General features: G+C 31.9%; 12 protein-coding genes. 9 read left to right on the top strand and 3 right to left on the bottom strand.

Features of this window, described 5'->3' with window-relative positions; all coding sequences use genetic code 11:
• The first annotated feature begins 37 nt into the window (after window positions 1-37).
• From V7Q02_RS07730 to V7Q02_RS07700, 7 genes are all read left to right on the top strand, one after another.
• Window positions 38-763, top strand: coding sequence for a FliA/WhiG family RNA polymerase sigma factor (locus tag V7Q02_RS07730; RefSeq protein ID WP_333860431.1), 726 nt, complete (start codon window positions 38-40; stop codon window positions 761-763).
• Between the two features lie 18 nt (window positions 764-781).
• Window positions 782-1,276 carry a hypothetical protein gene (locus tag V7Q02_RS07725; RefSeq protein ID WP_333860430.1) on the top strand — a complete coding sequence of 165 codons (495 nt, stop codon included), beginning with the start codon at window positions 782-784 and terminating at the stop codon, window positions 1,274-1,276.
• Between the two features lie 35 nt (window positions 1,277-1,311).
• Window positions 1,312-1,476: a hypothetical protein gene (locus tag V7Q02_RS07720; protein ID WP_333860429.1), complete on the top strand. Its 165-nt coding sequence runs from the start codon at window positions 1,312-1,314 to the stop codon at window positions 1,474-1,476.
• Entirely contained in the window at window positions 1,473-2,240 is a 768-nt protein-coding gene (locus V7Q02_RS07715) for a flagellar basal-body rod protein FlgG (RefSeq protein WP_333860428.1), read from the top strand. The genes V7Q02_RS07720 and V7Q02_RS07715 overlap by 4 nt, the downstream gene beginning before the upstream one ends.
• Window positions 2,241-2,325: 85 nt before the next feature.
• Window positions 2,326-3,111, top strand: a complete 786-nt coding sequence (locus V7Q02_RS07710; RefSeq protein ID WP_333860427.1) for a flagellar basal-body rod protein FlgG — start codon at window positions 2,326-2,328, stop codon at window positions 3,109-3,111.
• 70 nt (window positions 3,112-3,181) lie between these two features.
• Window positions 3,182-3,604, top strand: a complete 423-nt coding sequence (locus tag V7Q02_RS07705; protein WP_333860426.1) for a hypothetical protein — start codon at window positions 3,182-3,184, stop codon at window positions 3,602-3,604.
• A 192-nt stretch (window positions 3,605-3,796) separates the two neighbouring features.
• Window positions 3,797-4,468, top strand: a complete 672-nt coding sequence (locus V7Q02_RS07700) for a flagellar brake protein (protein ID WP_333860425.1) — start codon at window positions 3,797-3,799, stop codon at window positions 4,466-4,468.
• A gap of 42 nt (window positions 4,469-4,510) precedes the next feature.
• Here the strand turns inward: V7Q02_RS07700 and V7Q02_RS07695 are convergent, their stop codons facing one another.
• Complete coding sequence (locus V7Q02_RS07695; protein ID WP_333860424.1) at window positions 4,511-6,145, bottom strand: putative manganese-dependent inorganic diphosphatase; 1,635 nt, start codon at window positions 6,143-6,145, stop codon at window positions 4,511-4,513.
• A gap of 278 nt (window positions 6,146-6,423) precedes the next feature.
• Between V7Q02_RS07695 and V7Q02_RS07690 the strand changes: the two genes are divergently transcribed.
• Window positions 6,424-8,964: a calcium-translocating P-type ATPase, PMCA-type gene (locus V7Q02_RS07690; protein ID WP_333860423.1), complete on the top strand. Its 2,541-nt coding sequence runs from the start codon at window positions 6,424-6,426 to the stop codon at window positions 8,962-8,964.
• Window positions 8,965-9,013: 49 nt separating this feature from the next.
• Here V7Q02_RS07690 and V7Q02_RS07685 read toward each other — a convergent pair whose 3' ends face one another.
• Window positions 9,014-9,418 carry a hypothetical protein gene (locus V7Q02_RS07685; RefSeq protein WP_333860422.1) on the bottom strand — a complete coding sequence of 135 codons (405 nt, stop codon included), beginning with the start codon at window positions 9,416-9,418 and terminating at the stop codon, window positions 9,014-9,016.
• A gap of 231 nt (window positions 9,419-9,649) precedes the next feature.
• On the opposite strand from V7Q02_RS07685, the gene V7Q02_RS07680 reads away from it, so the two are divergent.
• Window positions 9,650-11,962: an AAA family ATPase gene (locus V7Q02_RS07680; protein WP_333860421.1), complete on the top strand. Its 2,313-nt coding sequence runs from the start codon at window positions 9,650-9,652 to the stop codon at window positions 11,960-11,962.
• A gap of 57 nt (window positions 11,963-12,019) precedes the next feature.
• On the opposite strand, the gene ychF is transcribed toward V7Q02_RS07680, so the two are convergent.
• A complete protein-coding gene (gene ychF / locus V7Q02_RS07675; RefSeq protein ID WP_333860420.1) occupies window positions 12,020-13,117 on the bottom strand; it encodes a redox-regulated ATPase YchF in 1,098 nt (365 codons plus the stop codon).
• Window positions 13,118-13,245 lie beyond the last annotated feature (128 nt).

The following is a 13,245-nucleotide window of genomic DNA, read 5'->3' as shown; positions in this document are numbered from 1 at the left end:
ATGGAAAATATAAGAAAAGTGAAGGGAGATTACAATTATGGCTTTGGCAAATGAATTAAGTATAAAAGAAGAATTGGTAAAAAAATATCTTCCTCTAGTGAAATATATTGCGTCTAGAGTCATAATAGGAAAGACTAAATATATTGAATATGAAGATTTAGTCAGCTATGGAACTTTAGGATTGATGGATGCCATAAATAAATTTGATAAGAGTAGAGGAATGAAATTCTCTACCTATGCCTCTATAAGAATAAAAGGCTCCATGATAGATGAGTTAAGAAGGAATAGTCCTATTTCTAAAGGGGCCATGGACAAGCTTAATAGATATAATGCGGCAGTTGAATGTCTTCAGGGAGAATTAGGCAGAGAACCCCATAGCTCTGAGATAGCAAATAAGCTTGGTATATCCCTGAAGGAGATGATGGAAATTGAGAATTATATAAATTATATATCCATGGTTTCTCTGGAGGATTTGGTATTTTCAGATGAAGATAATATTCCTATTATGGGTACTATAGAAGATACCAAAAGTCCCAGTCCAGAAAAGAGTCTGGAAGAAAAAGAAAAACTAAAATATTTAGCCAAAGCTTTGGAACTTTTAAATGAAAAAGATAATTTAGTACTTACTTTATATTATTATGAAGAGTTAACCTTAAAGGAAATAGGCCATATTTTAAATGTATCTGAATCTAGGGTATGTCAGCTTCACAGCAGAGCGATAGTGCACTTGAGAAAAGCTATGATGAAATTAAAATATATATAGATTTGTAGCAAATATAGTATGGATTTTTTTAAAAAGGAGTTAAATATGGGTATAACTGTACTGATGATTACAATAGGCACACTTCTTATAGTACTGAATTTAAATGCAGTGATTAAGGAAAAAAAGTCTTTTCAATATCAGCTCACTGTTAAACAAAATGCTATGGAAGATTACAAAACTGAAATTGCTAATATAAAAAAAGAATTTTCAGAAATGATATTTAAGCTTCAGGGGGAAATAGAAAGTTTAAGATATGGAGGAAAAAATCCAATTACTGAAATGATGCTTTATAATGATAGGGGACAGAAAGTTACTGAGAATATTGCTGCAGAGCAATCAAAAGAACATGAGGAGTTAAATAGCAGCCAGCAAGAGAGAGAAAATGATAATAATATTAAAGTTCATAAAATAAGAGAATTACTTAAAGAAGGTATGTCTATAGATCAGATATCTGAAAAAACGGGTGTTGATAAGGGGGAGGTTCTATTAATAAAAGAGTTATATACAGAATAAAACTAGTTTTTGATTTTTTTAGTGATAGAAAAATATTGATAGGCATAGGTATAGGTATTCTCATAGCTACCTTTGTCATGAGTGGGGTAAAAATTCAATATGAAATGAGCAAAAGTCAAATTGAAGATAAAGCCCGTTCTATGGGAATGAAATATCCAGATGAAGTGAAAGTTATAAATGACAAGGAGGTAAGCAAATGATAAGAAGTTTTTATACGGCGGTATCTGGCATGATAGTTCAAGAGGCAAAACAGGATGTAATAACAAATAATTTAGCTAATGTAAATACTGTTGGATTTAAACAGGATAATTTAAAAAGTATTCCATTTGATGAGGTACTTATACAGAATTATGACAAGGTGGTAAATGGAAAAAATGTAAGGAATATAATAGGCTCTATGACACTGGGAAGTAGAATAGATTCAGTGGATACAGGATTTACCCAAGGCACCATAGAATCCACAGATATAGATACGGATTTTGCTATTGAGGGAAGAGGATTTTTTACAGTTAGAAGAGAAGATGGGAATGAGTTTTATACAAGAGATGGACATTTTCATGTAAATACACAGGGAATACTTGTAGATGATTCTGGAAATACAGTTATAGGAAGAGATAATCAGACAGGAGCACTAGGTGCTATAAATGCAGGCAATGGTAAAATTACTTCAGATGCCTATGGAAATATAAGTATAGATGGCAATGCCAGGTATAAAATATATACAGTTGATTTTAATAACTATAATACTCTGACCAAGGTGGGAGATAATTTATATACTGGGCAAAATGCAGTAGAAGTAAATGCAGTAGTCAGACAAAAATCACTGGAAAAGTCAAATGTAAACCTGGTAAATACAATGTCTAATTTAATAACTACTATGAGAACCTTTGAAACGGATCAAAAGGTGGTTCAATCAATAGACGGGACTTTAGATAAATTAATAAATGAAGTGGGAAAAGTATAAGGCACAAGAAGCCTAAATAAAGAGAAGCATTTGATATAAGGAAACTAAAGGCAATAGTACTTTGTGTAGAGGAGGGAAGGATTTCATGCTTAGAGCTATATGGAACAGTTCAAGTGCCATGAATGCACAGCAGGAAAAACTCAACAGTATATCTAACAATATGGCAAATGCAGAGACTGTGGGTTATAAAAGAGAGGTTGTAAATTTTCAGGATCTGGTATATGAAACTTTAGATAGAAATGGATACCCGGTTAATGATGAAGGGGAAAATACTATTAACGGCACTGGAGTTAGAACCACAAATTGGCTTAGAGATACTTTACAGGGAAGTCTTAAAGAAACAGGATTAAAAGGGAATATGGCAATAGATGGAGAAGGATTTTTTAGAGTAACTCTTCAAAATGGCATCCAGGGATATGAAAGGGCAGGAGATTTTAATGTAGATTCAAATGGAGAATTAGTGGATCCAGATGGAAATAGCCTGGAGGTTAATCTTACAGGAGAAGGAACTAATTTGAGGAATTCAGGAGTTTTACTCAATAATGACAATTTTACAGTAGATAAAAAGGGCCAGATATATGTAAATGTAAATAACAATAGTGTATTATATGGAAAAATAAATGTATACAATGCAGTGGGTCAGGATTCTATGTTGTCCATTGGTGACAATCTATATGTACCTGCAGAAAATGTTCAAGTCACTGAAAATCAGGATGCAGATATACTTCAAGGATATCTAGAACAATCCAATGTGGATTTGGGCAGGGAAATTACAGACATGATATTGGCTCAAAGAGCTTTTGCCCTGGGAGCAAAAGGACTTACCACTGCTGATGAGATGTGGGGACTTATAAATAACATGAAGAGATAATTTTATGTAAACATATGTATTGTACAAACATATAATGTATAGATGTAATATTTTCAGGAGGAGTTATATTATGTACAGGTGGCCAGATGAGCCGGATGAATATATGGACGAAAATGATGATATGTATGATTATATGGAGGATGATTACAGGTGCCCTATGGATATGCCTTATATGTATTGTGAACCTGCTTTTTATGGAATGTATCCTGTTTTTTTAGGCGGTATAAATCCATATATGGGTTATATGCATCCTGCAAATTATATGTCTCAAGTGTCTCCGCAAACATATCCCTATTATGAGGGATATTCTATGCCTTATTATAGGCAGGAATTAGATGAAGAAGAAGATCTAAGAGAAGAAGGTAAAGAAGATAAGTTAGAAGAAGAGGATGAAGCAGATACCCAACAGTACTTAGAAGAAGATGTATTACCCTATGACGAAAATTGTGATGTGAAGATGAGAACTGTGGATATGTCAGATATACGAGATTAAATAAATAAAAGATCTGAAAAAGTACCCTTTTTCAGATCTTTTATTTATTTTAAGTCATATGTTTCTTATAATAAATTTAAAAATAATAGATAAATGTATACAAACAGTTAAACTACAATGATATAATAATAAATAGTTTACTAGAGAAATTTTTAATGTTATTTCATAATTTTTGTAAGGAGAAGAGGTAATATGAATCGTACTGTTGAGTTTGTGATAAATAATAGAATTGAGATAGATGAGGGCGGAGAAGTATATAAAAGTAATATTCAAGATGTATCTGAGAATTATATAGGCATAAGTGTTCCTACATGCAATCACAAATATATGTCTCTTCACAAGGGAGATAGAGTAGAGGGAATATACTATGAGGGAAAAAATATATATAAATTTTTTACAGTAGTTATCGGACGTAAAATAGAGAAAATACTTATAATAATGCTTAAAAAACCAGAAAAGATGGAACTTTTTCAAAGAAGAAATTTTGTAAGGGTGCCTCTTATATTGGATGTATTATGTGCATTAATTCCTGTAGAGAAAAGTTTAAGAAACTTAAATGATCAGGTAGAGGTATTTAAAGCATGTTCTTTGGATATGAGCGGCGGAGGAATGAAAATGATTGTAGATACCAGTTTAAAAGACAAATTAAAACTGGGAGATAAGATTGTGATAACACTTCCCCTTGAAAATAATAGATTGGATGTAAGGGGAAAACTAATTAGAATTCATGAGAATAGGGAAACTAAAAAGTTAATATGTGGAGTATCTTTTGTAGATTTAGATAGGTTGACCAGAGAAAAAATAATAAGAGGATTATTTCAAATAATGAGAGAACACATCAAAAAAGGTGTAAAGCAGGATTAAAAAAAAGGTGCAGGTCATTTGAAATAACCTGCACTTTTGTCTTTAAGAAGACATTGCGGCGGTGAGAGGTGGTATAACTTGTTTTTTCCTGGATAAGATACCAGGTACATAAGTTCCATTATCTATAAGATTTACTCCAAAGGCCTTGGAGACGATGTCTTTTTGTGAACCCACAGCTATGAGTTCAGAGCCTTCTTTTAATAAATCCGTTACCATAAGTATCATAAGCCCAAATTCTTCTTCTGAAGATTTTAATTCCATAAAATCTACTACATCTTGTCTTATGCATTTAAATTCTTCACTGTCCATAATCTGAACCTGACCAACTCCTACTTTAATATCAGAAATATTAAAAGTTTTAAAATCTTCGTTTAATATTTCTTGTGGAGTTTTTCCCTTGAGAGAGGAGGAAGCTTTGAACATTTCTTTTGCAAAAGCTTCTGGATCTATTCCGGCTATAGCAGAAAGTCTCTTTAACATCATTTTATCTAAATCTGTAGAAGTGGGAGATTTAAATAACAAAGTATCGGAAATTATAGCAGCACAGAGCAGTCCGGCAGTTTTTTGTGAAGGTCTTATTCCATTTTCAAAGAACCTTGAGGCTACTATGGTTCCCGTAGAACCTACAGGTTCATTTCTAAAGTATATAGGGGAACCGGTCTTTACATCACCTATTTTATGGTGATCCAGTATTTCAAGAATTTCTGCATCTTCTAGTCCCTGGACTGATTGAGCTTTTTCATTGTGATCTACAAGTATTACTCTTTTTTTATTTTGCGAAATTAAATGGTATCTGGAAATATTTCCTATAACTTTATTTTCAGAGTCTACTACGGGGTAACTTCTGTATCTGGTTTTTAACATGACTTCCCTTACTTTATCTATAAAGTCATAGGTTTTAAAAGAGAGTATGTCATCTTTTTTCATTACATATCCTACAGGAATACTTTGAGGAATTAACCTGGAAGTAGTAAAGGTATCAAAAGGGGTAACTATAATTGTGCATTTCATTTCATCTCCCTTTTTCAGTATATCTTCATCTACTGTGTGGTTGCCTGTTATTATCATGAGAGAAGCTTTACAGTTTAGTATGGCATCCTGTGCATCCTGTCTGTCACCGCATATTACTATGTCACCTTCTTCTATCATAGCCGTCATGCTTTCAGGCTGCATGGCAGCAACTATAATCTTTCCATTAAAGGTGGAGTTTTCATCAAAAGTATTTAAACACTTAGCTGAAAGGGTATCTAGTATGTTTTCAAGAGTAGTTCCGCTTTTTTCTATTATATTGGCATTCCATATATCCATATAATAAGAGGTTACATTTGATTGAGATGCAATGCCTATTAACCTATCTTCTTCATCTACTACAGGAAGAGTCTTTACACTGGTCTTGCTTATCATGGACCATGCGGTTTTTAAAGAGGTCTGTGGAGAGATAGGATTTACACTATCGATATCCAAATCTGAAATTTGAGCTTTAACATTTGTCATTAACCTTTGGGGTTTAACATTAAAGTAATTCAGGACAAATTGAGTTTCTTTATTTATATCTCCTAATCTTATGGGAATCGCATTTAAACCTGTTTTGTTTTTAAATTCTGCATAAGCTATGGAAGAGCATATGGAATCCGTATCTGGATTGCTATGTCCTGTGATGTATATAGTGTCGTTCATAAATTTTTCCTCCTAAATATCAAGTGATCGTTAGGTTTAGTTGGAGTTATGAATACTTTTCCCCATCTGAACCTTATAAGAACTTATCCAAGGACTATAATACTTAACCCTTAGAATCACTTCATTAGTATACAAACAATAATATTATAGCAAAACTCCAATTAATTTTCTACATACAATAGTACCGGCATTTATATAAACAGAGATTATTCTGTCATAATATAAGCTGAAAAGGGCATATATTAGTTGTATAAAATAAATGTCCTGGAGGGATAGAGTTGGTAGATGAGAGAGAATTAGAAAATGGATTAACTCAAGCTGAAGCAGAAAGAAGACTTAAAAAGTATGGTGCCAATTTACTGGAAAATAAAAAGAGAATATCCCCAGTAAAAATATTTTTTTCCCAGTTTAATGATTTTATAACCTGGATTCTTATAGTAGCCACTATAATATCTGGATTTATAGGGGAAAAGGCAGATGCCATAACTATACTTATTATTGTAATTATGAATGCCATACTAGGATTTGTTCAGGAATTTAAAACGGAGAAGTCTCTGGAGGCATTGAAAGAATTGGCATCTCCCACATCAAAAGTTATTAGAAGTGGCAAATTAAAGGTTATAAATGCCAGAGAGCTGGTTATAGGAGATGTAGTACTTTTGGAAACAGGAGATAAGATACCTGCAGATTGTGTTTTAATGTCTGAGGGTAATTTTATGGTAGATGAATCTATTTTAACTGGGGAATCCATAGGGGTAGAAAAAAGTACTTCAGGAAAAAATAATTCTATATATATGGGTACTATAGTTGTAAAAGGCAAAGGAAAAGCAAAGGTAATGGCAACCGGCATGGATACGGAAATGGGGAAGATAGCAGGTATGCTTCAGAATATTGAAAAAGAGAAATCACCTCTTAAAGAAAAACTCTCTTCTTTGGGTAAGGTATTGGTTGTAGTATGTATTGTAATATGTATCATGGTAACTTTAACTGGTATGTGGAGAGGACAGGATAAATATCAGATGTTTCTGGTAGGGGTGAGTTTAGCGGTAGCTGCTATCCCAGAGGGGCTTACAGCTATAGTTACAGTGGCCCTTGCACTTGGAGTATCTAGGATGCTAAAAAGAAATGCTTTAGTGAGAAAGCTGCCTGCTGTTGAGACATTAGGATGTACTTCTATAATATGCAGTGACAAAACTGGAACTCTTACTGAAAATAAAATGACTGTTAAAGCATTATACTTTAATGGTAAAATACACAAGCTGGAAGAGATGAGTTTACCAGAGAATGTTCTTATGAAAAAGGCTTTTACATATTGTAATGACTCTAATTTTGATCCTAAGAAAAAAAAGGTCTCAGAGGCACTTATGGGAGATCCCACGGAAACAGCCCTTATAAAAGCTTTTTTCAAAGAAAGTAAATCTCTAAAAGATTTTTTGGATAAAGGTAGTAGAATTTATGATATACCTTTTGATTCAGATAGGAAAATGATGTCTGTTATAGTGAAGGAGGGACTGAAAAAGGTATGCTATGTAAAAGGAGCACCAGAAAGGGTAATAAACAAGTGCAAATATATATTAGACAGAGGGCAGGTAAGACCTTTTACAGCTATTGAAAAAAGCAAGGCTCTAAAGTCAGTGGAGAACATGTCTTTTGATGCACTTAGATGTATAGCCTGTGCTTATAAGGATAAAGAGGTCTATGCAAATAAGTCCCTTGAAAATAATTTGATCTTTATAGGAGTAGCTGGAATTATAGACCCTCCTAGAAGTGAAGTAAAAGATGCTGTGTTAAAATGCAAGCTAGCAGGCATAAGGCCTGTAATGATAACAGGAGATCATAAGAATACGGCCTTTGCCATAGGAAAAGAATTAAATATATGTAAAAGCCAAAGTGAAGTTATAACAGGAGAAGAATTAGACAAGCTAAGTGATAAACAGCTCTCTGGCAAGGTAAATAATATATCTATATTTGCAAGAGTCAATCCAGGACATAAATTGAGAATAGTTAAAGCTTTTAAAGGCAAAAACAATATTGTGGCAATGACAGGGGATGGGGTAAATGATGCTCCAGCTGTTAAGGAGGCGGATATAGGAATTTGTATGGGTATATCGGGAACGGATGTAACTAAAGAGGCATCTTCTATGATACTATTGGATGATAATTTTAAAACAATAGTATCTGCAGTGGAAGAGGGCAGGGTAATTTATAATAATATAAGAAAGTTTATAAGATACTTGCTATCCTGTAATTTAGGAGAAGTTCTAACTATGTTTTTAACTTCTTTATTTTATTTAGATACCCCACTGCTTCCTATACAAATATTGCTGGTAAACTTGGCTACAGATGGACTTCCTGCCATAGCACTCGGGGTAGATCCACCCCAGGGAGATATAATGAAAGGTAAGCCAAGAGCTAAAGATGAAAGTATATTTGCAAGAGGACTTAGTGAAAAGATAATTGTAAGAGGAACATTGATTGGAGTTTGTACGGTACTTGCCTTTGTAGTAGGTCTTTATTTGGGATTTGGACTTGAAACTTCAAGAACCATAGCTCTTTGCACTCTTATAATATCACAACTTATACATGTATTTGAATGCAGATCGGAAAATCACTCTTTATTTGAAATAAGCCTCTTTACTAATGTCTATCTTTTAGGTGCGGTAGCTACATCTATTTTTATGCTTTTATGTATACTCTATGTACCATTTCTTCAAGGAGTATTTCATACATCACCCTTGGGTATTGGCAAGTGGTTTATAGTTTTATTCTTTTCTGGCATAATTGCATTCATTAATGGTATATATTTATACTTTAAATAAGATATTCTCAAATAAGTGTAGGAATTGTTTTTTACAATTCCTGCATCCATTATTTAAATCTTTTTATTTTTTGTACTTTGGGCATTTTGCCTTCTATAGGTATTAAGTCTTTCTTGGAAGTCATGTTACGTATGTTTATAAGATCCAGACTTTCTCTGTTTTCTTTTCCTTTTTTACCCTTAAGACCTTGGAGTAAAACTAAATTTCCCTGATTTATAGTTATAAATTCCGGTTTTTTAAACCATTTTTTTCTAACATAAGAACACTTTATTATATTTTTACTTCTTTCAGGTCTTACTAAAAGAGTTACACTTAGCTTATTAAATATCCATAGTATAGTTTTCCTGGTTATTTTAACAGACACTACAGTACCTTGTACTTGAGTCAGTCTATCTCCATATTTTTTTAAATAAGATTTTGTATAATATTGCGCAATTTTTTCTTTAAAACTCATATAATATTAACCCCTTTATTTTATTTTTATCCGAAGGCTCGATATTCAGCGGAAATAACAGACAAAATTTTATTATATTATATCATAGTTATGTATATTTTTAAAATACAACTAATTATTCTTAATTATAGTTTCCATGTTAGTTTTATATATACTTATTTTTCATTTTCGTTCCTAAATTAATCTTTAGGAATATTATTATATTAAGTAGCTAAAAAAGGGGGAAGAGATATGCACAGGGAGTTGTCTAAAGAAAAGATTATATATAATTTTAAATTACAGGATATTGACTTTCATTGTCAGGATAAATGTGATACAAATAAAACATTTAAATTTATACCTGAATATAAGGAAGTGTATGAAAAGATTAATATGGCATTAAAAATAAATAAGGAAGGATATAACATCTACCTTATAGATGACTTTTCCAGAGATAAACTTGAGAATATCATGGAATTTATAAAAGGTACCATGGATAAGGAAAGTTCTCTGCAGGATATATGCTATGCAGTAGTAAAAGATATAAAAAAACCCAAGGTATTATTTTTAAATGCGGGAAAGGGCAGAGAGTTGAAAGATATGCTTAAAAGAATTCAGAAAAGATATTTTGAGTGTACCTATGAGTTTTATAATGGTTCTTCTCACAGTGAAAAGGAAATATTGTTAGAAGAACTTCAAAAGAAAAGAAACAAGTTGGTAAATAAACTTTTGGAAATGTCTAGTAAAGAAAGATTTACCTTAAAAATAAATGAAAATGGATTTAATTTTATTCCCTTAAAAGAAAATGGAGAAATGATGAGTGAAAATGAATATGAAATGCTTGGAATGAAAGAAAAAGAGGATATAATAAACAAAGTAAATATATTGAAAAACAGTTCAGAACAGGTACTTGAAGAATTAAAGAATACGGAAATTGCTCAAATTGAAAAAATAAAGTTGATTATAAATAACTATTACAAGAAAGAAACAGGAGATATAAAAAAAGAGTATTTAAAATTATTTAAAGAAGATAATAAAGTGCTAGAATTTCTAGGTCAAGTATGCAGCAATATAGAAAATGAAATAAAGGATAACTATTCCATAAGCTATGAGGATGATAAAGAAAATATATCTAGAATAATTTATAGATATTCCATAAATGTTCTTGTGGATAATAGTGAAAGTAAAGAACCTCCTATAATTTTTGAAGAGGATCCAAATGTGAATAATTTACTTGGAAGTGTGGAATATGAAAATGTAAATGGAACTTATACCACAGGAGTAAATCTCATAAGGGCAGGGACCCTTTTAAAGGCCAATGGAGGCTGCTTAATACTTAGGGTAAGCAGTCTTTTAAATAACAAATCAGCTTATTATTATTTTAAAAAGTCTATTATAAGCGGTAAAGTTGATTTAAACTACGACAGGGGATATTTAGAGTTATTGTCTTTAAGTGGATTGAAGCCAGAACCTATAAAATTCAATGAAAAAATAATACTCATAGGAGATTATAATACCTATGATTTATTATATAGCTATGATGAAGATTTTAAGAAAATATTTAAAATCAGAGTGGAGTATAATGCTCTTTTGAATATTAATAGAGAAACAAAAATATCTTTTCTGGGAAAGGTATTTTCCATATGCAGGAATAATAAACTTCATGATGTGGATGAAGAGGGTATAAAAGAGCTTGCAAAATTTTTATCCAGAAAAGCTGAAGATAGAGATAAGTTGTTTATGGATGATTATGAATTGGAAAGAATTTTAATGATTTCAGATAACAGAGTGATAAAAGATGGAAGAAAGATTATAACTGGATCAGATATTATAAATACGGCATATGAAGAGGAATTGATAGAGAAACGGATGATGGATATGTATAGGGGAGGACAGATATTCATAGATACAACTGGAAAAGCAGTAGGACAGATAAATGGCCTTTCTGTCATTAATACAGGGTATTTTAGTTTTGGTAAGCCTATAAAAATAACATGTACTTGTTTAAGGGGAAATGGAGACGTAATAGATGTACAAAAGGAAAGTGACTTAAGCGGTAAAATTCATAATAAGGCTATAAATATTCTTAAAGGATATATAAAAAGGTTAACGGGAGGGTATGATAAATTTTCCGTAGATTTTTATTTGAGCTTCGAGCAAGTATATGGACAAATAGATGGAGATAGTGCTTCTGTAGCTGAAATAATAAGTATGATATCTTCACTTTCTAAAATAGGAATAAAGCAAAATATAGCGGTAACAGGATCAATAAATCAGTTTGGAGAAATACAGCCTATAGGGGGAGTGAATGAAAAAATAGAAGGGTTTTTCAAAATATGTAAAATACTAGGAGAGATTAAAGGTAAAGGGGTACTCATTCCAAGTTCCAATGTGAAAAGTCTGGCTTTAAAAAATCCTGTGGAAGAAGAAATAGAAAAAGGAAATTTTCATATTTATTCCATGTCTAACTTGAAAGATGCAGTAGAAATCCTAATGGAAAGAGATTATAATACTGTAATTCATATGGCCAAAAGAGAGCTAAAAAAATATTCTTCAAATAGATAAATATATATGAATAACATAATTGACAATGTACCTTTTGTTCATTGTCAATTATACAGTTTAAACATTAAATCTAAAATGGACTACATCTCCATCTTTCATTATATAGTCCTTACCTTCAAGTCTATAGTAACCCTTCTCTTTTGCAGCTGACTCTGAGCCGCATTCCACAAGTTTGTCATAGGATATAATTTCAGCCCTTATAAATCCCTTTTGTATATCTGTGTGTATTTTACCGGCAGCTTCTGGAGCTTTTGTGCCCTGTTTTATTGTCCAGGCTCTTACCTCTGGAGTTCCAGCAGTTAAAAAACTCATAAGTCCAAGTAGTTTATAACTGGCATTTATTAATTTATCAAGTCCTGCTTCAGATAGTCCATATTCCTTTAACATTTCCAGTTTTTCCTCTTCCTCTAAAGAAGAAAGTTCTTCTTCTATTTTAGCGGAGATAACCACTACCTGGGAGTTTTCATTTTTAGCATATTCTTTCACTTTTTTTACAAACTCATTTTCCAAATTTCCAGAAATTAAATCATCCTCGGATATATTGGCTACATAGAGTACAGGTTTGGTTGTAAGTAAAAAGAAATCTTTAACAAATTCATTTTCCTCTTTTGACAACTCCAAAGTTCTTACAGGAAAGCCCTTTTCTAAATGTTCTTTTACTTTTAACATAATGTTATGTTGTAATTTTGCATCCGTATTTCCGCTTTTAGCTAGTTTTTGTATTTTTTCTATTCTTCTATCCATTACTTCCATATCTGAAAATATAAGTTCTAAGTTTATAGTTTCAATATCCCGGATAGGATCTATATTTCCATCCACATGTACTATGTTTTCATCTTCAAAGCACCTTACTACATGTACTATGGATTCTACTTCTCTTATATGGGATAAAAATTTATTTCCAAGGCCTTCCCCTCTGCTGGCACCTTTAACCAGGCCTGCTATGTCATAGAATTCAATGGCAGTAGGTATCTTTTTTTTGGAGTTATACATTTTTTCCAGTACATCCAACCTTTTATCTGGAACACTTACTACTCCTACATTAGGTTCTATGGTGCAAAAAGGGTAGTTTGCAGATTCTGCTCCTGCTTTTGTTATGGCATTGAATAAAGTGCTTTTCCCTACATTTGGTAATCCTACAATTCCAAGTTTCATTTATGTACATTCCTTTCTAAATATTAATGTAAGCTAGAGTAAAATTCATTTAAAATTATACTCTACAAATAATAATATTTCAATTAATAATATTTCAATGATAATGCACTTTAATAGGTTTTAAAAAA

Source organism: Clostridium sp., from assembly GCF_036781005.1.
Lineage (GTDB): Bacteria > Bacillota > Clostridia > Clostridiales > Clostridiaceae > Clostridium_B.
This window is presented reverse-complemented; position numbering and strand designations above follow the sequence as displayed.